The organism is Nocardiopsis sp. iso_237, assembly GCF_056173345.1.
This window is the reverse complement of record NZ_CM149669.1, coordinates 963,349-985,619: the sequence shown is the minus strand read 5'-3', so window position 1 is coordinate 985,619 and position 22,271 is coordinate 963,349. Positions and strand designations below refer to the sequence as shown.

General features: G+C 71.4%; 18 protein-coding genes and 1 pseudogene. 11 read left to right on the top strand and 8 right to left on the bottom strand.

Features of this window, described 5'->3' with window-relative positions; all coding sequences use genetic code 11:
* Positions 1-805: 805 nt before the first annotated feature.
* On the bottom strand, positions 806-1,585 hold the full coding sequence (locus AC0VYM_RS04620) for a GntR family transcriptional regulator (RefSeq protein ID WP_475459317.1): 780 nt from the start codon (positions 1,583-1,585) through the stop codon (positions 806-808).
* A 24-nt stretch (positions 1,586-1,609) separates the two neighbouring features.
* Here AC0VYM_RS04620 and AC0VYM_RS04615 point away from each other — a divergent pair, with 24 nt between their 5' ends.
* Both AC0VYM_RS04615 and AC0VYM_RS04610 read left to right on the top strand, forming a co-directional pair.
* The gene (locus AC0VYM_RS04615) at positions 1,610-2,071 is read left to right on the top strand and encodes an NUDIX hydrolase (protein WP_475462933.1); all 462 of its coding nucleotides are present in this window, start codon (positions 1,610-1,612) and stop codon (positions 2,069-2,071) included.
* Between the two features lie 154 nt (positions 2,072-2,225).
* Positions 2,226-2,312: pseudogene (locus AC0VYM_RS04610) on the top strand (hypothetical protein); the annotation flags it as partial.
* 74 nt (positions 2,313-2,386) lie between these two features.
* On the opposite strand, the gene AC0VYM_RS04605 reads toward AC0VYM_RS04610, so the two are convergent.
* From AC0VYM_RS04605 to purN, 3 genes are read right to left on the bottom strand one after another with little or no spacing between them, the layout of a single operon-like run.
* Positions 2,387-3,244 (bottom strand): bifunctional methylenetetrahydrofolate dehydrogenase/methenyltetrahydrofolate cyclohydrolase, encoded by an 858-nt coding sequence (locus tag AC0VYM_RS04605; protein WP_475459315.1) that lies wholly within the window; start codon positions 3,242-3,244, stop codon positions 2,387-2,389.
* Between the two features lie 21 nt (positions 3,245-3,265).
* Positions 3,266-4,828 (bottom strand): bifunctional phosphoribosylaminoimidazolecarboxamide formyltransferase/IMP cyclohydrolase, encoded by a 1,563-nt coding sequence (gene purH, locus AC0VYM_RS04600; RefSeq protein ID WP_475459313.1) that lies wholly within the window; start codon positions 4,826-4,828, stop codon positions 3,266-3,268.
* Complete coding sequence (purN, locus tag AC0VYM_RS04595; RefSeq protein WP_475462932.1) at positions 4,825-5,436, bottom strand: phosphoribosylglycinamide formyltransferase; 612 nt, start codon at positions 5,434-5,436, stop codon at positions 4,825-4,827. The genes purH and purN overlap by 4 nt, the downstream gene beginning before the upstream one ends.
* Positions 5,437-5,760: 324 nt before the next feature.
* Here purN and AC0VYM_RS04590 point away from each other — a divergent pair, with 324 nt between their 5' ends.
* The 9 genes from AC0VYM_RS04590 (at position 5,761) to AC0VYM_RS04550 (ending at position 16,780) form a co-directional block, all read left to right on the top strand.
* Entirely contained in the window at positions 5,761-6,153 is a 393-nt protein-coding gene (locus AC0VYM_RS04590; RefSeq protein ID WP_475459311.1) for a DUF4190 domain-containing protein, read from the top strand.
* Between the two features lie 235 nt (positions 6,154-6,388).
* Positions 6,389-8,578, top strand: coding sequence for a chain length determinant family protein (locus AC0VYM_RS04585; RefSeq protein ID WP_475459309.1), 2,190 nt, complete (start codon positions 6,389-6,391; stop codon positions 8,576-8,578).
* Complete coding sequence (locus AC0VYM_RS04580; RefSeq protein WP_475459307.1) at positions 8,575-9,987, top strand: ligase; 1,413 nt, start codon at positions 8,575-8,577, stop codon at positions 9,985-9,987. The genes AC0VYM_RS04585 and AC0VYM_RS04580 overlap by 4 nt, the downstream gene beginning before the upstream one ends.
* Positions 9,984-11,207, top strand: coding sequence for a phosphotransferase (locus AC0VYM_RS04575; RefSeq protein ID WP_475459305.1), 1,224 nt, complete (start codon positions 9,984-9,986; stop codon positions 11,205-11,207). The genes AC0VYM_RS04580 and AC0VYM_RS04575 overlap by 4 nt, the downstream gene beginning before the upstream one ends.
* A gap of 117 nt (positions 11,208-11,324) precedes the next feature.
* A complete protein-coding gene (locus AC0VYM_RS04570; protein ID WP_475459302.1) occupies positions 11,325-12,200 on the top strand; it encodes a sulfotransferase family protein in 876 nt (291 codons plus the stop codon).
* Positions 12,170-13,723, top strand: coding sequence for a lipopolysaccharide biosynthesis protein (locus tag AC0VYM_RS04565; protein ID WP_475459300.1), 1,554 nt, complete (start codon positions 12,170-12,172; stop codon positions 13,721-13,723). The genes AC0VYM_RS04570 and AC0VYM_RS04565 overlap by 31 nt, the downstream gene beginning before the upstream one ends.
* A 71-nt stretch (positions 13,724-13,794) precedes the next feature.
* Entirely contained in the window at positions 13,795-14,253 is a 459-nt protein-coding gene (locus tag AC0VYM_RS04560; protein WP_475459298.1) for a UDP-N-acetylglucosamine--LPS N-acetylglucosamine transferase, read from the top strand.
* The gene (locus AC0VYM_RS04555; RefSeq protein WP_475459296.1) at positions 14,250-15,767 is read left to right on the top strand and encodes a glycosyltransferase; all 1,518 of its coding nucleotides are present in this window, start codon (positions 14,250-14,252) and stop codon (positions 15,765-15,767) included. Before AC0VYM_RS04560 ends, AC0VYM_RS04555 begins: the two co-directional genes overlap by 4 nt.
* A 428-nt stretch (positions 15,768-16,195) precedes the next feature.
* Positions 16,196-16,780: a GNAT family N-acetyltransferase gene (locus tag AC0VYM_RS04550; protein ID WP_475462931.1), complete on the top strand. Its 585-nt coding sequence runs from the start codon at positions 16,196-16,198 to the stop codon at positions 16,778-16,780.
* A gap of 47 nt (positions 16,781-16,827) precedes the next feature.
* Here AC0VYM_RS04550 and AC0VYM_RS04545 read toward each other — a convergent pair whose 3' ends face one another.
* From AC0VYM_RS04545 to cysN, 4 genes are all read right to left on the bottom strand, one after another.
* Positions 16,828-17,928 carry a glycoside hydrolase family 26 protein gene (locus tag AC0VYM_RS04545; protein ID WP_475459294.1) on the bottom strand — a complete coding sequence of 367 codons (1,101 nt, stop codon included), beginning with the start codon at positions 17,926-17,928 and terminating at the stop codon, positions 16,828-16,830.
* A gap of 128 nt (positions 17,929-18,056) precedes the next feature.
* Complete coding sequence (locus tag AC0VYM_RS04540) at positions 18,057-18,950, bottom strand: sulfotransferase (RefSeq protein WP_475462930.1); 894 nt, start codon at positions 18,948-18,950, stop codon at positions 18,057-18,059.
* Positions 18,951-19,149: 199 nt separating this feature from the next.
* The gene (locus AC0VYM_RS04535; protein ID WP_475459292.1) at positions 19,150-20,307 is read right to left on the bottom strand and encodes a S8 family peptidase; all 1,158 of its coding nucleotides are present in this window, start codon (positions 20,305-20,307) and stop codon (positions 19,150-19,152) included.
* 463 nt (positions 20,308-20,770) lie between these two features.
* Positions 20,771-22,039: a sulfate adenylyltransferase subunit CysN gene (gene cysN / locus AC0VYM_RS04530; protein WP_475459289.1), complete on the bottom strand. Its 1,269-nt coding sequence runs from the start codon at positions 22,037-22,039 to the stop codon at positions 20,771-20,773.
* Between the last annotated feature and the right edge of the window lie 232 nt (positions 22,040-22,271).

Genomic DNA, 22,271 nt, shown 5'->3' with positions numbered 1-22,271 from the left:
ATACCGGGGTCGCGCCGTCGTGCGTCGCGTGTTCGCCGGTCGGCTGAGGATACGCCGTCGGCCATGAAGGAGCCGGTCCCGAGCACGCCCGTAGGACCGGCAAGGTCATCCCCGCGTGCGCGGGGAGCAGAGTACGGACACATCCTGGTCTCCCGATCAGCGGGGTCCATCCCCGCGTGCGCGGGGAGCAGATGAACAGGCGGGTCATGTTGTGCACGAACGGGGGACCATCCCCGCGTGCGCGGGGAGCAGCGCCTGCGTGTGTTGCCCATCTGCTCAGCGAAGGGACCATCCCCGCGTGCGCGGGGAGCAGACTCTTTGACCTGGCAACTTACCAGCGGCAAGTGGCCGTTTTTCCAACTTCTCGAAATACAGACACTGGGAACATACGGACAGCAATCTCCATAGGGCTCAGCGCTTTCCGAACCTGCGTGGGTTGGATGTCTTGCTCCGGCCGAACCGGGACTCCTTGGGACGCTACATCAGGACCAACCTTCCCAGCGTGCCGATTTCACCACCGGTCGGCGTTCGGCCGCCCCACCGACGACTGGTCGCGGACCTCGACTGCGGCGACGGACGCTACACACAGCGCATGGGCCTGTCCCAGCACACATGATCGTGGGGCCCGGTGGCGTTGTTACCTCCGAGACCCTGTCCTTCTTGTGTTGGGCTAGGCCAGGATGCCGATGTTGTGGGCCAGAGCCGGGCCAACGGTGTCCAGGACGTGCAGACCCTCCTGGTTGCCTCACTTATATACATGAGTCAACCCTGTGAGTGAAGAACGCGCCCTCGCTCGACTACTCGATCAGTCCCTGGCCGGAATGCGGTAGTCGAGGACGAACTGATCCGCTGCCATGATCGTGTCGCACACTTCGACCACCAGCCCCGCCGTGGTCACAGCGTTGCGAGTCAGGTGAATGACCACGGATCCGGGGCTCAGGCCCAGCGCGCTCGCCTCCTGCTTGGTGGACAACCGCGCCCGCACCGTCTCGGTGTACTCGGAGAACTCGTGGCCATGTTCCTCCAAACGCGCGTAGATACCACCGCCACCGGGGTTCTCCTGGAACAACTCAGGGATGTCCCGGGCAACCTGCCAGGGCAGGTACGACGTGGCCTCCTCTGTTGCGGTGCCGTCGCTGAAGTACAGCCGCCGACGGGCGAGAACCTTCTCATCCCTGCCCACGCCGAGGCGCTCCGCGATTTCAAGGGGCGCGGTCACCGGCCCAACAGAGAGAACCTGGACACTGGGCTTCACCCCAGCCTGCTCACTCTCCGCGATGTAAGCGGCCTTCCCAGCTCGGCGGTGCGAGCGCCGAAACCGGTCCGAGGACTTGCGGGTGACCGGAGGCCGGGACTTGACGAAGGAACCCTTGCCCTGGAATGTCTCCACCAGCCCGGAGGTGCGCAACTGGGCGATCGCCTTACGGACCGTGCCCGACGAAACGCCATAGCGTTCCACCAGCGCGGTCTCGCTCGGAACCTCCTCAGCGGGAGCCAACCGACCGCTCCTGATCTGCTCCTCGATGTCGTCAGCGATCTGGAGATACCGGGGCTTACCGGACCTTGCCCCTACAGCGCTCGTCATAGTCCTTCCATGCCTCCTATGCTCATGTACATGGGTAACAGCACTGGGGACCGGCCGTCAACGCCGCTGCATTCCGTGTCCGTCGCAGGGGCCGTCATCAGTGACGACGGCCGGTTTCTCGCGATCCGTCGTGCGGACAACGGACGGTGGGAACTTCCTGGTGGCGTCCTGGAACTCTCGGAGACCCCGGAAGAAGGGGCGCGCCGTGAAGTCTGGGAGGAGACCGGCATCCATGTCGAAGTGGACCAACTCACCGGGGTCTACAAGAACACCACCCGGGGCATCATCGCCCTGGTCTTTCGCTGCAAACCGTCCGGAGGCACGGAACGACCTTCCGCCGAGTCGACCACGGTCGCCTGGCTCACACCCGACGAAGTCACCGAGCGCATGACCGAGGCCTACGCGATCCGCCTCCTCGACGCACTGGACCCCAACACCCCGCACGTCCGCAACCACGACGGGCAGTGTCTGACACCAGCCTCATAGCTGAACCCGGCCACGCTTCCACGCCCCCTCCTAACCTTCGATCACAGACCTGGGGGCCTAGCGAGGTCGCCCGCTACCGCAAGTAGAGCTACAGCACCCCCAGAACTGCGTCGAGGTTGCCGACCTCCCGACAGGAGCGGCGGTCCGCGACACGCAGAACCGCGCGGCCGGTCACCTCATGTTCCCGACAAGTGAGTGGGCAGCGCTCCTGCGCGCCTCCACCAGGAAGCCGCGCACGTAGGCTCACACCGCCAGCGGAACCGCCTGAGGGGACGGCCCCGTCCGGGACCGCCCCCTCGGAAAACCCACCTGGAACTAGAGCCCGGCGGCCTGGCGTTCGGCGGCCTCGACCACGTTGACCAGGAGCATCGCCCGGGTCATCGGACCCACGCCACCCGGGTTGGGCGACACGTGCCCCGCGACCTCGGGGACGTCCAGGGCGACATCCCCGACCAGGCCGTCGTCAGTACGCGAGACGCCCACGTCCAGCACGGCCGCACCGGGCTTGACCATGTCCTTGGTGATGATCCCCGGCACACCCGCACCGGCCACGACGATGTCCGCCCGGCGCGTGTGCTCGGCCAGGTCACGGGTACCCGTGTGGCACAGGGTGACGGTGGCGTTCTCCGACCGTCGGGTGAGCAGCAGCCCCAGAGGACGACCCACGGTCACCCCCCGTCCCACCACGACGACCTCGGCGCCCTTGATCGGCACCTCGTAGCGGTTGAGTAGCTCCACGATGCCGCGCGGGGTGCACGGCAGCGGCGCCTTCTCCATGAGGACCAGTTTGCCCAGGTTGACCGGCTGGAGGCCGTCCGCGTCCTTGGCCGGGTCGATCAGCCCCAGCACCCGGTTCTCGTCCAGCCCCCGCGGCAGGGGCAGCTGCACGATGTAACCGGTGCAGGCCGGGTCCTCGTTGAGCTCGTGGACGGCCTGCTCCACCTGCTCCTGGGTGGCGTCGGCGGGCAGGTCGCGGCGGATACTCGCGATACCCACCTGGGCGCAGTCGCGGTGCTTGCCGCGCACGTAGGAGTGGCTGCCCGGGTCGTCACCGACCAGGACGGTGCCCAGACCGGGGACGACGCCCTTCGCGTGCAGCTTCGCCACCCGCTCCGCCAGTTCCTCCCTGATGGCCTTGGCGGTGGCCTTGCCGTCCAGAACGATCGCGCTCATGCGTAGCTCCTCGCTGACTGGTTAGTGGAAGAAGTGGCGGGTACCGGTGAGGTACATCGTGGCCCCGGCCGCCTCGGCGGCGGCGACCACCTCGGCGTCGCGGACCGAGCCGCCGGGCTGGACCACGGCGCGCACGCCCGCCTTGGTGAGGATCTCCAGCCCGTCCGCGAACGGGAAGAAGGCGTCGCTGGCGGCCACGGAGCCCCGGACGCGTTCCCCGGCGCGGGAGACCGCGAGACCGGCGGAGTCGACCCGGTTCACCTGACCCATGCCGACGCCCACGGTGGCGCCGTCGGAGGCGAGCAGGATCGCGTTGGACTTGACCGCGCGCACCGCCTTCCAGGCGAAGACGAGGTCAGCGAGGAGTTCCGCGTCGGCGGGCTCCCCGGTGGCCAGCGTCCACGTGGCCGGGTCGTCGCCCTCGGCGTCGATGACGTCGGTGTCCTGGACCAGCAGGCCGCCGCTGATCTGGCGGGTCTCCACACGCGGACCCTGGGCGGGGTCGGAGACCACCAGCAGGCGGATGTTCTTCTTACGGGACAGCGTCTCGACGGCCTCGGCGGTGAAGCCGGGGGCGACGACCACCTCGGTGAAGACCTCGAAGATCTGCCCGGCCAGCTCGGCGCCGACCTCGCGGTTGGTGGCGATGACCCCGCCGAACGCGGAGACCGGGTCGCTGGCGTGCGCCTTGCGGTGCGCCTCGGCGTTGTCGGCGCCCACGGCGATCCCGCACGGGTTGGCGTGCTTGATGATCGCCACGCACGGCTCGTCGAATTCGTGGGCGGCGCGCAGGGCGGCGTCGGCGTCGACGTAGTTGTTGTACGACATCGCCTTGCCGTGCAGCTGCTCGGCCCCGGCCAGGCCGCTGGGGGTGGCCTCGGTGTACAGCGCCGCCTTCTGGTGCGGGTTCTCGCCGTACCGCAGGGCCGCCTGGCGGGTGTGCACGGAGGCACGGAAGGCGGGCCAGCCGGTGCTCTCGGCCTCGGCGTCGGGGGCGTAGGTGCCCGCGAACCAGTCGGCGACGGCGCCGTCGTAGGCGGCGGTGTGCTGGAAGGCCAGCCCGGCCAGGTGCTTGCGCTGGTCCAGGGTGTGGCCGCCCGCACGGACCGCTTCGAGGGTGGCGCCGTAGCTGGCGGGGTCGACCACGATCGCCACGCTGCCGTGGTTCTTGGCCGAGGCGCGCACCATGGCGGGTCCGCCGATGTCGATCTTCTCGATGCAGTCGGCCTCGGAGGCTCCGGAGGCGACGGTGTCGGAGAAGGGGTAGAGGTTGACCACGACCAGGTCGAAGGGGGCGATGCCCAGTTCGCGGATCTTCGCGACGTGGTCGGGGTTGTTCTGGTCAGCGAGGAGACCGCCGTGCACGGAGGGGTGCAGGGTCTTGACCCGGCCCTCCATGATCTCCGGGAAGCCCGTGACGTCCTCGACGGGGGTGACGGGGACGCCGGCCTCGGTGAGGCGGGCGGCGGTGGAGCCGGTGGAGACGATCTCCACCCCGGCCGCGGCCAGGCCGAGGCCCAGCTCCTCCAGGCCGGTCTTGTCGTACACGCTGATCAACGCACGCCTGATGGCCTGCTGGGTCACCGGGACTCCTTCGTGTCGGTGCGGCCGAACCGCACGTGCCTGCCGTCGATGGTCCAGCCCTCGCGGGCGAGGCGGCCGACCGTGTCGACCAGCATGCGCCGTTCCACGACCTTGATCCGCTCGTGGAGGCTGGACTCGTCGTCGCCGTCCTCGACGGGCACCGCGACCTGGTCGATGATCGGACCGGAGTCGACGCCCTCGTCGAGGAAGTGGATGGTGGTGCCGGTGACGCGGACACCGTGGGCCAGCGCGTCACGCACGGCGTGCGCGCCGGGGAAGGAGGGCAGCAGTGCCGGATGGATGTTGACGGCCTGGTGGCGGCCGATGACGGCGGGCCCGAGGATGCGCATGAACCCGGCGGAGACCACGAGGTCGGGTTCATGTTCCGCGATCCGGTCGGACATGGCGGCGTCCCAGGCGGACCTGTCGGAGAAGGAGCGGAAGGGGACGACGAAGGTGGGGATTCCGACCGCGTCAGCGACCTCCACGCCCCGTGTTCCCTCGCGGTCCGTTCCCACTGCGACGATCTCGGCCCCGTAGGAGGGGTCCTTCGCGGCTTCCGTCAGGGCGGCCATGTTGCTGCCCGTCCCCGATATGAGAACCACCACTCGCGCGGACAAAGCGTGCGTCTCCCTCATGTGTTGAAGAACGGTGCGGGGACCGGGTCCCCACTCCCGGGGGCGCCGGGGGACGGCACAGCATCCGGGATGCGCGTACGCCTGGTACGGACGCCAGGCCTGGGCCTCGTCGGCCCGTCCGCGTTCCCACCCTATCGGGCCGGGTAGCGTCTACCTCACGCGGACCGGGCCGTCTCCGCCTCCGGTGGAGGCCTCGGAGGGGTCGCGGTCCCGTCTCACCAACGCCACGCGATCCGCTCGGGCGAGCGGACCACGGCGCCCCACGGTGCGGGGCGTCCCCGAAGGAGTGAACCTGTGACCGACAACAGCCCGGAGCCCCGTGCCGACGGCCAGCCGCCCAGGGTCGAGCGAGGAGGCCTGTGGGGGCTGTTCCTGGGCCTGGCGGGCCTGCTCTTCCCGCCGTACGGCGTCGTGCTGTCCGTGTTCGGTGTGGTGCAGGGGTTCCGGGCCCGGCGCGCGGCGCGTTCGCACGGGTCGCAGGCCCCGGGCGCGCTGATGAGCGTGGCCCTGGGTGTGGTCGGGATCGTCGTGTCCTCGGCCATGATCTCGGTCCTGTTCGTCTACCAGGACCAGGCCTCCGCGTACCGCGACTGCTCGGCCAGATCGCACACGGTGTCCACCCAGAAGGACTGCGACGAGGCGTGGGAGTCGGACACCGGGCTGCCCCCGGTGATCCTCGGCGGCTAGCCGCGGCGACAGCGCTCCGCGAAGGGGGCGGTGGGATCTCTCCCACCGCCCCCTTCGTCGTTTCGGGTGCCTTCGTCCGACTCCGGGTGGTATCGCCCCACGTCATCGCCGGTTTGCGGACATCACCACATGGGAAAAGCGCGGTTTCCCAAACCACCAGCCACAGCCAAAGGGATTACACTTAGTATGCAATCGTTCACTAAAAGTGCTGCCATGTCTGTGTGGAGAGGACCCGATGGACACCGACGTCCCAGGCCCGTCCGGACCGGAACTGAAGGAGTACACCGCGCTGCTGAGGCGCCGCTGGCGCCTGGTGGGCGCCGGAGTGCTCGGCGGGCTGGTCCTGGCCACCGCCGGGCTGTTCGCGGTTCCCTCGACCTACACCTCCGTGGCGGCCGTGCAGGTCCAGCCGACCGAGATGGCCGAGTTCACCGGGGAGCGGTCCGGCCGCCTCACCGGGGACGTCAACCTCGACAGCGAGGCCCAGGTGGCCGTCTCCGACCAGGTCACCCGGGGCATGGCCGAGGCTCTTCCGGGCGACCCCTCCCCCGCCGACCTGCGGGAGCGGATCGAGGTCACCGTCCCCTCCAACAGCAACATCCTCGAACTCCACTACTCCGCACGCTCCCCCGAGGCGGCCCGGGACGGCGCCGACGCCCTCGCCACCGCCTACCTGGAGCACCGGGCCGAGCGGACCCGCGCCCTGGTCAACGCACGGCTGGACGCCCTGCGCGAGGAGCAGGAGGGCCTGTACGAGCGGCTGTCCGAGCTGGCGGCCGGGGACTCGGACGCCGCGCGGGTGAGCGCCGACGCCCAGGCGGACGCGCTCCGCCAGGAGATCAGCGACCTCGGCAACGGCATCAGCCCGCTCAGCGCCCTGCTGGAAACGGTCTCGCCCGGCCAGGTCATCACCCCGGCCGAACTGCCCGAGTCCCCCTCCTCCCCCGTGCCCGCGCTGTGGCTGGTCGCCGGGGTCGCCCTCGGCCTGCTCACCGGGCTGCTCGCGGCGGTGGTCCGCGACCGCCTGGACCCGCGCGTGCACGACACCGAGGACACCGCCCGCGTCGGCGCCGTCCCCGTCCTGCTGGACCTGTCCTCCGCGAGGACCGCCGACGGCTCCGGCCCCGGTCTGCTCACCGACGCCGAACCCGGCGGCCAGCACGCCAACGAGTTCGCGCACCTGGTCCGCGCCCGCCTCACCGGGAACACCCCCGTGGCCGCCGCGACCGCTGACGACGCCGACGACCGGCCCGCCCCCGGACAGGTGCTCGTGGTCACCGGCACCACCCCGGGGCGCGCGGGCACCGCCGCCGCCGTGAACCTCGCCGCCGCCCTGGCCCGGACCGGCTCCGAGACCCTCCTGGTCTGCGCGGACCCGCGCACCGACACCGCCGGGGAACTCCTCGACCTGCCCCAGGGGCCCGGCCTGGCCGAGGTCCTGGTGGACGGGGAGGACCCCGCCGACCTGGAGGCGCGCCCCACCGCCGTGCCGCGCCTGCGGGTGCTCCGCCACGGCCGCCCGGGAACCGTCGCGCCGATCCAGGGCGGCGCCGCCGAACTGGTGGAGCTGCTGCGCCCGCGCGCCGCGTTCGTGGTGGTCGTGACCGCCTCCGTGGTCGAGAGCGCCGACGCCCACGCCCTGGCCGGGTCCGCCGACCTCCTGCTGCCCGTGGTCGAACTGGGCCGTACCCGCCGCGCGGACCTGACCGGCCTGGTCGCCGCCGGTGCGCGGTTCGGGGTGACCGTCCCGGGCACCGTCACCGTGTCCCGCCAGCCGAACCCGGTCCCCGTCTCCGCGTCCGCTCCCGCTCCGCAGGAGTCCGCCGAGGCCCCGGAACCGGGTCGGGCCAGGTCGGCCGCGAAGGCCGACAAGGCCGGGAGCGGTGCCGTCGACGCCCCCACCGACACCGAGGTCGCGGAGGCCACTGAGGCCGCCGAGTCCGCTGGTGCCGCTGAGGGCACAGAGTCCGGCGAGTCCACTGAGGCCGCCGAGGCCGCTGCGGCTGGCAAGGCCGACGCCGAGTCTGAGGTTCCGACGGGGTCCAGCGCCAAGTCCGCCAAGGCCACGGAGTCCTCCGAGGCAGTTGAGGCCTCCGGGGTCGCTGAGTCCAAGAGGCCTGTCGAGACCGCCGGGGCCACGGAGGCCACCAAGCCCGCCGAGACCGCGGGTGCTGCTGAGGGCACGGAGTCCTCCGAGCCCGCTCAGACCACCGGGGTCACTGAGACCGCTGCGGCCAACAAGACCGCCGAGGTCGACGAGCCTGCCGAGACCGCTGAGGTCTCCGTGACCAGCGAGGCCGACGACGCCGAGGCCGAGGTTCCGACGGGATCGAACGGCACCAAGCCCGCCAAGGGCACGTCCGCCACGTCCGCCAAGAAGAAGGCGACCAAGCACAGGCCCGCGGCCGCGGGGTCACGGTCTTGACCGGCCGGGGCGCCGCCGTCGGCGGCCGACACGTGCACGGTTCGGCCTGGCAGGTCGCGCCGCGACGCGGGGGCGCCCCGGTCACCGGGTACCCGCTGGTGTGGCTCCTGGCCGGGTACCCGCTGTGGTGGGCACTGGGGATGGGGCAGTTCGCCTACTGGCTCTTCGCCGTCCCCATGCTGGCCGAACTGGTGCGCCGCCACCGGACGGTGGGGCTGCGCGTCCCGCCCGGCTTCTGGCTGTGGGGGCTGTTCCTGGTGTGGGCGGTCCTGGGCCTGACCCTCGTCCCGTTGGAGATGCCGGGGACGGTGCCGGAGAGCGGCGGCTACGCGGGCGCCCTGCTACGGGTGATCAACTACCTCGTGCTCACGGTGCTGCTCCTCTACGTGGGCAACCTGACCGAGCGCGAACTCCCGGTCCGCGTGGTGGTGTGGGCGCTGGCGGTGCTCTGCGTGGTGACGGTCGCCGGGGGCTACCTCGGGATGCTCGCGCCCCGGTTCGAGTTCACGGCGCCGCTGGAGTACCTGATCCCGGGGTCCCTCGCCAAGGACCCCTACATGCAGACGCTGATCCATCCCGCCTCCGCCCAGGTCATGGACGTGTTCGGCGGGATCGAGTCGGCCCGCCCCAAGGCTCCATGGGAGTACACCAACGTGTGGGGCTACATGCTGTCCCTCCTGCTGGTGTGGGTCGTGGTGGGCTGGTTCGTCCAGGGTTCGGCGTGGACCCGGCTGGGTGCACTGGCACTGGTCGCCGTGTCCGTGGTCCCGGTCGTGCACTCCCTCAACCGCGCCCTGTGGGCCGGGCTGGCGCTCTCCCTGGCGTTCGGCGCGGTGCAGGCCGTGCGCCGGGGGCGCGTGGTCCTAGTCGGCGCCGGGGCGGTGGCCGTGGTCGCTGTGCTGATCGCCCTGGCCCTGTCCCCGCTCGCGGACGTGGTCCGGGCCCGCGCCGACAACCCGCACAGCGACGACGGGCGGGCGGCGACCAACTCCGCGTCCGTCGAGGCCGCCCACCTGTCCCCGGTCAACGGCTGGGGCACCACCCGGGAGGCGCTGGGCAGCTCCGACTCCATCGCGATCGGCCCCACGGCCGAGTGCCCCGGATGCGGCCAGCACGTGATCGGCAACGCCGGTCAGCTGTGGATCACCCTGATCTCCAGCGGCTGGGTGGGCACCGTGCTGCTCTTCGGGTTCTTCGCCTGGGTGGCGTGGCGCTACCGCGCCGCGTCCACTCCGGTCGGTCAGGGAGCACTGCTGACCGTCCTGCTTCTGTTCTGGTACATGTTCTTCTACGTCGCGCTGATGTCCCCCCTCGCCGTCACCATGATCGCCGTCGCCCTGCTCTGGCGCGGCGAGGAACCGGTGCTCCGGCGACGCGGGACCGCGCACACCGGCGGGGGTGCCTGGTGAACAGCGAGACCACCTATCTGACCGACCTCGCGGCGGTGCTGTGGCCCTGCGGGGGCCTGCTCGGCACCGGCGACGGGGCGGTGCGCCGGATGGCGTACCGCAACCGGGGCAACCAGTACCTCCCGGTGCCCAACGCCCACAACCCGCGGGTGATCCTGCCCGCGCACAACCGTTCGGCGGCCACGCGGGGGATCACCTCCTTCGCGCAGGGGCACTCCCTGCGCGAGCGGCTGCGGACCCTGCTGCTGACCAGCGCCTTCGCCACCGGGGTGGCGCCGCTGCTGCTGCGCGACCGCCTGTTCGTGGGCGCGGGGCCGGGGATCGAGCACGCGCTCACCACGGCCCTGGACCGCGAACTCGCCATCGCGATCCACGTGGGCCCGCCGCGCGCCAACCGCAAACCGGTCCTGCTCCTGCTCACCCCGGGCGGGCGCACCATCGGCTACGCGAAGGTCGCCGTCAACGACCTCACCGCGCGCCTGGTGCACGCCGAGACCCGGGCCCTGCGCCACCTCTCGCAGGCCCGGCTCCGGGACGTGACCGTGCCCCGGCTGCTCTACGACGGCGAGTGGAACGGCCACCCGATGCTGGTGCAGGAGGCGCTGCCGGTCGGCCACCAGACGGACCGGCCGACCCGGCACCAGCTGCTGCGCTGCGTCACGCAGATCGTGGGGCTGGCCCAGGTGCGCGAGCGCAGACTCTCGGAGAGCCCGTACCGCAGGACCCTGGACGAGCGAATCGCCAGGCTCGGCGCGCGTCCCGAGGCCACTCCCCTGCGCACCGCGCTGCACCGGCTCCCCGACGTGTCCCTGCCCTTCGGGGCCTGGCACGGCGACCTGACCAGGTGGAACATCGCGAGCACGGCGCGTCGCGCCTTCGTTTGGGACTGGGAGCGGCTCACCATGGACGCACCCGCGGGGTTCGACGCCCTGCACTTCGACCTCAACGAGTGCGTGCAGGCCGGGGTGCACCCGGGTGTCCACCGGTGGCTGGACAGCGGCACGCGCCTGCTCCGCGATCCGATGCTGGCGGGCTTCGGCCTGCGGGACCACACCGTGTCCACGGTGATGGCGCTGTACCTGATCGACCTCGCCACGCGTTACCTGCACGACCGCCAGGCGGAGTCCGGCAGCGGCATGGCCGCGGTCGACGACTGGCTGCTGCCCGCGCTGGACGGACTCCAGGAGAGGGCTGCCCATGAGGCCGTCCGGTCCGTCTGACGGCCGCGCCGGGCCGCCCGGCACACGCACGAAGTAGCAGCCGCGCCCGCTCCGCGGCTGGCCGACATCAGCCCGGTCCCCGTCCCGGACGGGGGCCACGCACACTAGGAGCTCGCGATGCCCCGGGCCACCTCGCCCCTGAACCGCCTGGCCGTCCCGGCTCGGCGGGCCCTGCTGCCGCTCGCGGACGGGTTGGGCGGTGTCACCAGCGCCGCCCGAGCCGTGCCCGACTTCCTCATCTGCGGGGCCCAGCGCTCGGGCACCACCTCGCTCTTCAAAGCCCTGTCCCAGCACCCGGGGGCGACCGGACCGGTGCTGCGCAAGGGGGTGCACTACTTCGACACCGGCCACCACCACGGGCCGGACTGGTACCGGTCGCACTTCCCGCTGCGCGCCTCGCTGCGGCCCCGATGGGGGCGGCCCCGGGTCCGGGTGTTCGAGTCCAGCCCCTACTACCTGTTCCATCCGCTCTCCGCCGAACGGATCGCCAAGGAGCTGCCGGACGCGCGGATCGTGGTGATCCTGCGCGACCCCGTCGAGCGGGCCTACTCGGCGCACGCCCACGAGACCGCGCGGGGGTTCGAGACCGAGCCGTTCGCGCGCGCCCTCGAACTGGAGGAGAAGCGGTTGGCCGGAACCGAGGAGCGGCTGGTGGAGGACCCCGGCCACCACTCCCACGCGCACCAGCACCACGGGTACGTGGCGCGGGGCCGCTACGCGGACCAGCTGGAGCGGATGGAGGCGGCGGTGGGGCGCGAGCGCATGCACGTGGTGGACTACGCCGACCTGTTCGACGGCGGTCCCCGCGCGCTGGGCGGGATCCTCGACTTCCTCGGTCTTCCGCCGGGGCGGGATATCTCCCTGGGCAGGCACAACGCCCGCAAGCGCGCGGTGATGCCCGAGACCCTGCGCGCCGAGCTCACCTCGCGTTTCGCGGACAGTGACGCCCGGTTGGCCGCCTGGTGGGGGCGCACCCCCTCGTGGTGCGCGTGACCCCCACGGGGACGCGTTCCGGGAACGGCCTGGGCCGCGTCCTGCGCGGCGGCGCGGTGAACATGGCAGGGGCGGTGGTGAGCGCCGCGCTCAACCTCGCTCTGATCGTGGCGATCACCCGGGCGTTCTCGCAGGAGACGGCCGGGCTGCTGTTCTCGGCCACCTCGGTGTTCCTGATCATGGCGGCGGTGGCCAACGCGGGCGCCCCGGACGGGCTGGTGTACTTCATCGCCCGGATGCGGGTGTTCGGCCGCCCCGAGGGCGTGCCGGTGCTGCTGCGGCTGGCGCTGGGCCCCGCCGTGCTGGCGTCCTGCCTGGTCGCGGCCGGACTGATGGTCTTCGCGGGGCCGCTGGCCGAGGCGCTGGGGTCGGAGGAGGCCACCGCCTATCTGCGGACGCTGGCGCTCTTCCTGCCCTTCGCCGTGCTCGCCGACTCCGCGCTGGCGGCGACCCGCGCCCACCACGACATGTCCGTGACGGTCGTGGTGGACAAGGTGGGTCGGCCGCTGGCCCAGCTGGGGCTGGTGGGGATGATCGCGCTGTCCGGCTCGGCCGGGCTGCTGGCCCTGGCCTGGGCCGGTCCGTACCTCCCGGCGGCGGTGCTGGCGTGGTTCTGGCTGGGCCGGATCGTGCGCCGGGCCGGGCCGTCCGACCCGGCGCCAGCCGACCCGGAGCCGACCGAGCCGCCACCGGTCGGTCCCGAGAACCGCGACGAGCGGGTCACTCCGGCGGTGTTCTGGTCGTTCGCGCTCCCCCGCGCCCTGGGCGGGGTCGCCCAGATGGGGGTGCAGCGCGGCGGGGTGGTGATGGTGGCGCTGCTGAACGGGCTGGCCGGGGCGGCGGTCTTCACGGCCGCCACGCGGATCATGGTCGTCGGACAGTTCGGTACCCAGGCCGTGCTCTACGCGGCCCAGCCGCGCTTCGCGGAGCTCCTGGCCGCGCGCGACCACGCGGCCGTGCGTTCGCTGTACCAGGCGGGGACGGCCTGGCTGGTGTGCCTGAACTGGCCGCTGTACCTCACCGCCCTGGTGTTCGCCCCCGAGGTGATGCGGCTGTTCGGGGACGGGTACGCGGCCGGGGTGCTGGCTCTAGTCATCGTGTGCGCGGGCCAGCTGACCGCCCAGGTGCTGGGGATGGGCGACCTCGTCCTGACGATGACCGGGCGCACCGGGCTCAACCTGCTCAACAACGTGATGTCGCTGCTGGCCAACGTGGCGGTGTGCGTGCTCCTGGTGCCCGCGTACGGGGCTGCGGGCGCGGCCGTCGCCCTGGTGGTCTCCGCCCTGGTCCGCAAGCTCCTGCCCCTGTGGCAGCTGCGCTCCCTGGTGGTGCTGCACCCGTTCAGCCGTCCGGTGCTGGCCGCGACGGGCAGCGCCCTGGTGTGGTTCGGCGCGCTGCCGCTGCTCCTGGACGCCGCGACCGGCGGCGGGGTCCCGGTCCTGGCCGCGGCGGTGCTGGTGGGGGCCCTCGGGCACCTCGGCACGGTCTGGCGGCTGCGCGACCGCCTCGAACTGCGGAGGTGAACCCGGTCCGTCCGCCCACCGTGTGCACGACACCCACAAGCCGACACTCAGAGTAATGGATTGATCACATTATGTCTGCACGACCGGTTCTCCTGGTGGCCTCCAGCGGCGGCCACCTCACCCAGCTGCGGTCCCTGCGCCCCTGGTGGCGCGGGCGGGAACGCGTGTGGGTCACCTTCCGCACCCCCGACGCCGAGTCCTCGCTCACCGACGAGTCGGTGCGCTGGGCGTACCACCCCACCACCCGCCACCTCGGCAACCTGCTCCGCAACACCGGCCTGGCACTGCGGACGATGCGGGAACTGCGCCCCGCCGCCGTGGTCAGCACCGGCGCCGGGGTGGCCCTGCCGTTCTTCGTCCTGGCCTGGCTGATGCGGATCCCCACCGTCTACATCGAGGTGTACGACCGCATCGACACCCCCACCCTCACCGCCCGGCTCTGCAAGCCGTTCACCCGGCTGTACCTCGCCCAGTGGGAGGAACAGCGCTCGTTCATGCCGACCGCCATCACCGTAGGACCGCTCCTGTGACCGAACAGACCACACGACCCACCCAGAGCCCCGAGGGCAGCGACCACCCCGACGTGGTCGTCAGCCTCGGCACCGACCACCACTCCTTCGACCGCCTCGTGCGGTGGATCGACGACTACGCCCGCCGCAACCCCGACCTGAGCGTCCTGGTCCAGCACGGACACAGCCGGGCGCCGGAGAAGGCCTCGGGCACCCCGTTCCTGTCCGGAGAGGAGCTGTCCGAGGCGATGCGCTCGGCCTCCGTGGTCGTCACGCACGGCGGCCCCGGAACCATCACGCAGGCGCGGGCCGCCGGGCACCTGCCCGTCGTGGTGGCCCGGGACCCCGAGCTGGACGAGCACGTGGACGAGCACCAGCTGTTGTTCGTCCGCAGGGTCGAGGACGCGGGACGGGTGCGTGCCTGCGCCACCGCCCAGCAGCTGCACGCGTTCATCGACAAGGCGCTGGAGTCCCCCGAGGACTTCCGGGTGGACCCCGCCGCCGAGGACGGCCCCGACCGCGCCGCCCGGCGCGCGGGCGAGCTGATCGACCTGCTCACCGACGACCGGGACGACGCCGCGCGCAGGGACACGGGCGACCGGGCGACGGCCGGGGCTCCGACCGACACCTGGCCCGCCGTGACCGTGGTCGTCCCCACCCGGGACCGGCCCGAGCTGCTGCGCCGTACCCTGCGCGCGATCGTCGAGCAGGACTACCCGGGGCGGATCACCACCATCGTGGTGTTCGACAACGACCAGCCCGACCCCACCCTCGCCCACGGTGAGGGCGACCGCCCGGTCCGCGTGGTGACCAACACGCTCACCCCGGGGCTGGCCGGGGCGCGCAACACCGGTGTGCTCGGAGCGGACACCGAGCTCGTGGCCTTCTGCGACGACGACGACACCTGGATGCCCGAGAAGCTGCGGGCCCAGGTGGAGATCATGCGCGACGAGCCCGACACCGACATGGTGTGCTGCGGCATCCAGGTGGTCTACGACCGGGTCGAGTCGGAGCGGACCCTGGACCGCACCAGCGTCACCTTCTCCGACCTGCTGCGCTCCCGCCTGACCGAGCTGCACCCGTCCACCTTCCTGATCCGGCGCCGGGCCATGATCGACGGCTGCGGGACGGTGAGCGAGGAGATCCCCGGCAGCTACGGGGAGGACTACGAACTCCTGCTGCGGCTGGCCCGGCGGGGTCCGATCCGCAACATCCCCGAGCCCGGCGTGCGGGTGCTGTGGCACCGCAAGTCGTTCTTCTCGGAGCGCTGGCAGACGATCTCCACCGCACTGCGCTGGCTGTTGGAGCGCTATCCCGAGTTCGCGCTGGTGCCGCGCGGGTACGCGCGGATCGCGGGACAGATCGCCTTCGCGGAGGCGTCGGCCAAACGGCGCGGCCAGGCGCTGCGGTGGATCGGCCGGACCCTGCGCCGCCGACCGTTGGAGGCCCGCGCCTACCTGGCCCTCCTGGTGGTGTGCGGGGTCCCGCCCGCGTGGATCCTGCGCCTGCTCCACCTGCGCGGCAAGGGGCTCTGAGGCGCGCCACCCGGGTCGTTCCCCCGCTCCCGTACGGCGGAACGACCCGGGTGGTTCGGGTGGTGCCCGGTCGGACCCCCCTCGGCGTCGTCCTCTTCGCTGAGAGTGAGGGCGGCCCCGGTGCCCGTTTCGGTGCCCGGCCCGGAGGCCACCGCGTCGAGCGGGTGCGCCAGGACGCACCCGCCACGAACCGTCCGGGTGTCCGCTCTCCCGGGGTCCGGAGGTCGATCGCTCCCCGGTGCGGGCTGACGAGGCCCGGTGCGGGCCCGGTCCCGCGACGGTCGCGATGGTGGCCTGGAACATCCGCTCCCAGACGGGCGGTCCGACCCGACCGATAACCTCTCCCTCGTGCCCCGCACGGGGTCGGGGCGCGCACACGACGACACCGGGGGGACGCCATCTTCGAAGCGAACACGACCGAGGTGCCCGTGATCAGGGAGGCCGCCAGCGAGGACGTGGCCGGGGCCGCCGACACCCTGGCCGAGGCCTTCCGGGACTATCCCTTCACCCGGCACACGATCTCCGCCGACGACCACCTCGCGCGCCTCCGCGAGTTCCAGCGGCTCTTCCTGGCCGAGGTCGGCCTGCCGCACGGCCGGGTGTGGGTGAGCGAGGACCTGTCCGCCGTCGCCGTCTGGTCCACTCCCGACTCGGGCGGGGCCGACGAGGTGATGGCCGGGATGCTGCCCACGCTGGTCAACCTCGCGGGTGACCGCGCCGACGCCTTCGCCTCGGCGGAGGAGGTCATGGAGGCGCACCGGCCGAAGGAGCCGGTCTGGTTCCTGGGCACCGTGGGGGTGCGGCCCGGGGCGCGGGGCCGGGGGCTGGGCCGGGCCGTGGTCCGCGCCGGTCTGCGGGAGGCGGACGCGGAGGGCGTGCCCGCCTTCCTGGAGACCTCGACGCCGGAGAACGTCCGGCTCTACGAATCGCTGGGGTTCGCGGTCACCGCCGAGTACGAACTGCCCGACGGAGGCCCGCGCACCTGGTCGATGTTCCGGCCGGTGGGCGGCTGAGACACACCGGGGCCGCCCCGGTGGCACCGGGGCGGCCCCGTCCGTGCTCAGTCGCGGGTCACCGCGTACTCCGCGAGGCGCCGGACGCGCTCGGGCAGGTTCACGTAGGGGTCCTTGCCCGCCTGCTCGAACCCGCGCCGGGCGTGCTCGTTGGCCAGGATCCGGAAGTCGCAGTCGGCACCGACCTCGCTGTCCCAGAGTTTGACGGCACGCACCCGCTCGTAGCGTCTGAGGACGTCCGGGACGTCCGTGTACCACTTCGTGGTCTCGCTGGCGCCGATGTCGGTGGTGCCCATCTCACCGATCATGACGGGCTTCTGGGGGTCGATGCCGTGCTTGGGGCCCTCCTGCTGGATCCACTCGTAGGTGGGGGCGAGGGCGTCCTCGAAGGAGTCGACGTGGTTCCAGTCGTTCATCTTGTCGCAGCCGGTCATGTTGTACGCCTCCCAGCTGATCCAGTCGACGTAGTCGTTGCCGGGCCACAGTCCGGGGAGCCGGTCCAGGTTGCCGGGCCACCCGGTCACGTTCCAGACCCAGATGGCGTTGTCCGCGCCCTCGGAGCGGTAGAGGTCGACGATGTGCCGCCAGGAGCTCACGAACTCCTCCGGGGTGCCCCGGTTGTTGTAGCGGGCCTTGCCGTCGGCCTCGTGGTCGAAGGTGACGAAGTACGGCACGTCGAGTTCCGCGATGGCCCGCGCCTGGGAGCGCAGTGAGGAGTCGAACTCGCCCGCGATGATGTCGCGGTAGGCGATGTCGGAGCGCCCCTGGGTGAAGCGGCGGGCCTCGATGTTGGTGTGCACGAAGCGGCCCTCGGCGATCATGCGCCGCTCGCGGTCGCCGGGGACGTCGGGCTGGTCGATGCCGCGCCAGGTGTAGACGATGTCCATGTCGCGGTCGACCGCCGCCTCCAGCGCCGCCACGTCGTCTCCGTCGGGGCTGGCGCCCCACCAGACGCCGCAGGAGGGTTCGAGGATGTCCGAGACCGTGCACTGGGTCTCGACGGTGGAGGGCAGTCCGAGGAACGACGCCGAGTTCGGGACGGAGGGGCTCTGCCGTGGCCGGTCCTCCGTCGGTGCCGCGGCCTCCGTCGGGCCCTCGCCCACACTCGTCAGCCCCAGGGCGAGGAGTACCGCCCCCGTCGCAGCCATGCCTCGTACCGGTCCGCCCACCATGGTCAACCGCCCCCTAGTTCCCCCGATGACAACACAGAGTGTTCACGTAATGACAATACGTTATGTATCCCCCGTGCAACACCCTGGGAACCAGGTAGCGGACATCAGTACCCATAGCGACCGCGCGTGGGAGCGGTGACCGCCTCGACCAGACACCGGCGCCAGGGGGCCAGTCCGCGCCGCCAGCCGTGGTCGGCCCGGACGCCGACAGGGCCCGCCTGGAAGCGCATCGGGTTGCCGGAGACGGCGTGCCCCGCCGCGAGTTCCACCCCGTCCCCACCCAGGCGGAGCGGGTCGCCCGCGTGTCCGGCGAAGGCGGCGACGCGCCCGAACTCGCCCTCCGGGTCCGCCACGAAGTCCTCGTACCGCACCCTCAGGGTCGGGAGGCCCTGGCGGGCCAGCTCGTCCAGCGTGGAGTTCTGGGTCATCCACTGCACCGCCGAGCGCCCCGCGGAGTAGCGCGCCATCTCCGGCTCGGAGCTGCCCGGAGCGGCGTCCGGGCGGGCCACCCGCTTGCTCCAGGAGTGCGCCACCGCCCGGGGGTCGCGGACGACGTGCAGGAGGCGCATCCCGGAGCCGTACCGCCAGCGCAGACAGGCGGCCAGGGAGGCGTGCTTGCTGGCGTCCACGATCACCCGCGCCCCGCTGACCTCGGCGACGGCCGCGTAGAGCCGGTGGTAGAAATCCGTGTAGCGCGCGCACCGGGCCGCGAGGGCGCCCTCCCCCGCCGACCCCTGGAGCAGCCCCGGGAGGAAACGGGTGCGGTCGACACCGTCCTTGAGGCGCAGCACCGACTCCACGTCCAGGCGCTCCCAACCGCCGAACGCCCGCTTGCCGACGTCACCCCAGAAGCCGCAGTCGGCGAACGCCAGGCCGCACCCGCAGCGCTCGTTCTCCACCAGCCCCCGGCGCCACAGGTGCACGACCTCACCGACGGAGCAGAACCCGGGCAGCTCACCAAGGAGGCGTTCGATCAGCGTGGACCCGGAACGGCCCATCCCGCCGACGAACACCAGACGATATCCATCCACGACCCCAGGCTATTACCTTTGGTCATGAAGCATGAACACAAAGTGACGCGACTGTCGGGGCGCACGGGAACGGCCCCGGGCGGGAGGGGTACTCCCGGCCCGGGGCCGTCCGTCACTCGTCAGTTCCGCCGGGTGTGGACGCGCGGGGTCTCCACAACCCCGCGGGTTACAGGCCCTGGACGTTCAGCAGCAGGTTCACGGTGCCGCTGGGAACGCCGCTGAGCTTGTCCGAACCACCGTTCTCGGTGAGCCAGTCCAGGATGACGCCCTGCTCGTCGTCACCGAGGGAGCTCTTGTACAGAGCGGCGGCGCCGGCCACGTGCGGGCTGGCCATCGAGGTGCCGGAGTAGCTGTCCGTGCCGCCACCGGGGATGGTGGACTCGACGTCGACGCCGGGGGCGTAGATGTCGACGGCCGGGCCGTAGTTGGAGAAGGACGCGGTGGCGTCGGAGTCGTCGGAGGCACCGACGGTGACCACGCCCTCGGCGCCGCCCGGGGAGACGTTGTCCGCGTCCTGGCCCTCGTTGCCCGCGGCCACGGCCACGAACACGCCCGAGTCGGCCAGGGCGTTGACGGCGTCGTCCACGGCCTGCGAGGCCGGGCCGCCCAGGGACAGGTTGGCGACCGCGTTGGCGTCGGCGTTCGCGGCGACCCAGTCGATGCCCGCGATGACGTCGTCGTAGGTGCCGGAGCCGTCGTCCCCGAGGACCTTGACGCCGTAGAGCGAGGCGCCCGGCGCCACACCGTAGCTGTCGGAGCCCACGGTGCCCGCGACGTGCGTGCCGTGGCCCTGACGGTCACCACCGTCACCGCCGGTGGCGTCGAAGCCGACCTCGGCCCGACCGCCGAAGTCCGGGTGGGAGTCGTCGATGCCGGTGTCGATGATGTAGACGGAGGTGCCGCTGCCGTCGGACTCCGTGGTGTAGGAGCCGTCCAGCGGCAGGTCCTCCTGGTCGATGCGGTCCAGGCCCCACGGGACCATGGTGGTGGCCTCGCCGACCTGCTCGATGTAGGCGACGCCGTCCTGGGCGCGCAGCTCCTGGACCTCGGCGTCGCTCAGGGCCGCCGAGTAACCGTTGATGGTCTCCTCGTAGGTGTGGTTGACCTGGTCGGCGGAGATGCCGAAGGCCGACGGGGAGACCGAGCTGGCGTTCATGGTGTCCTCAAGGACCACGAACCAGTCACCGCCGGAGGCGGAGGAGCTCGTGTACACCGGCGCGAGCTCGGAGGCGCCGGCGGTGGCGCCGCTCAGCGCCAGGGGAATGGTGAGGGCGCTGACCGCGACAGCGCTGAACGCGACCCTGCGAGTGGGGTGCTTCTTCACGCGGTTCCTCCTTGTGGGGGTTTCCATAGTGGGAGTACGCGACAGGTCATAACCGTGCGTATTGGCTCGATTGCGACCCTGTACGCGATTCGCACACTTTAGGCAGACTTGACCCCGGATTGCCAGAGGCTGAGAGAATTTTTCTCAACGATCACTCTCCGCGCTCCTATCCGATAGGCCAGAATCGCTCCGTTCGAGGTGACACTCTGGTTGGTCCTCGCCCCTGCACACGGCCCTAACGCCGGGTAACTTGAGCTCCTCCAGGCACACCAATGACCCGGAACCGATCGGCACCGAGGACCAGAAAAAGTGCTCCGAGGATTCACACCCTGAAATGTCCGCGTAAGAAACCGGGGCCCGAGTGGTCCGGTCCGGACAGCCCGCGAACACCACTCGGAACACACGAAACGGGGCCGCCGAAAGGCGACCCCGTGAGGAATGTTTGGCTATTCAGCGGGTACGTCTAGTCAGCTTTGACGACCATTCCGGCGCCCACCGTGGTGTTGGTGGCCTCGTCGATCAGGATGAACCCGCCCGTCTGCCGGTTCTTGGTGTACTCGTCCACGAACAGGGGCTGGGTGGAGCGCAGCCGCACCCGGCCGATCTCGTTGAGCGCCAGGTGGTCGGCGCCCTCGTCCCGGTGCAGCGAGTTCACGTCCAGCCGGTAGCGCAGGTCCTTGACCACCACCTTCGCGGTCCTGGTCGTGTGCTTGACGAGGAGCCTGGAACGCGGCGTGAGCTTGCGCGCGTCCGTCATCCAGCACACCATCGCCTCGATGTCCTGGGACACCGTGGGGGTGTTGTTGGGGCGGCAGATCATGTCGCCCCGGGAGATGTCGATCTCGTCCTCCAGCAGGAGGGTGACCGACATGGGCGAGAACGCCTCCGCGACCTCGCCGTCCGCCGTGCGGATCTTCGCGATGCGCGTGGAGAGCCCCGAGGGCAGGTGGGTGACCTCGTCCCCGGGCTTGAGGACCCCGCCCGCGAGCTGGCCCGCGTAGCCCCGGTAGTCGTGCAGCTCGGGGTCGTCCGAGCGGTGCGGCCGGATCACGTACTGCACCGGGAAGCGCGCGTCGATCAGGTTGCGGTCGGAGGCGATGTGCACGTTCTCCAGGTGGTGCAGCAGGGAGCCGCCCGTGTACCAGGGCATGTTCTCGGACTGACTGACCACGTTGTCGCCGTGCAGGGCTGAGATGGGCACGAACGTGAGATCGCGCGCGTCCAGTTTGGCGGCGAACTCCGCGAACTCGGCCTTGATCTCCTCGAAGCGGTCCTGGGAGTAGTCGACCAGGTCCATCTTGTTCACCGCGAGCACCAGGTGCGGCACCTGGAGCAGGGTGGTGAGGAAGGCGTGGCGGCGGCTCTGCTCCTGGAGGCCCTTGCGGGCGTCCACCAGGATGATCGCGAGGTCGGCGGTGGAGGCGCCGGTGACCATGTTCCGGGTGTACTGGATGTGCCCGGGGGTGTCCGCGATGATGAAGGTGCGCCGGGGCGTGGCGAAGTAGCGGTACGCCACGTCGATGGTGATGCCCTGCTCGCGCTCGGCGCGCAGTCCGTCGGTGAGCAGCGCCAGGTTGGTCTGCTCCTCGCCCCGTGCGGCGCTGGTGCGCTCCACGGCGTCGAGCTGGTCCTCGAAGATGGACTTGGAGTCGTACAGCAGACGGCCGATCAGCGTGCTCTTGCCGTCGTCGACGGAGCCCGCCGTGGCGAACCGCAGGATGTCGTTGCTCATGGTGCCTGTCCTATGCGCGAAGTGTGGGGCGGTTCAACAACCGTGGGGACGGGAAGCGGTGGGAGCTCCAGGCGCCGGGAGCGTTCTGCAAGACGAGTCGAGCCGCCAGCGAGGAACGAGCCAGGCGCGGACGAGGACGAAGAACACTCCCTTCCAGGCGCATGGAGACCCGGCCGAAGCGGACCGGAGGCCCAGGAAGACTCCGGACGCCTGGAGACCGGGCCGAAGCGGA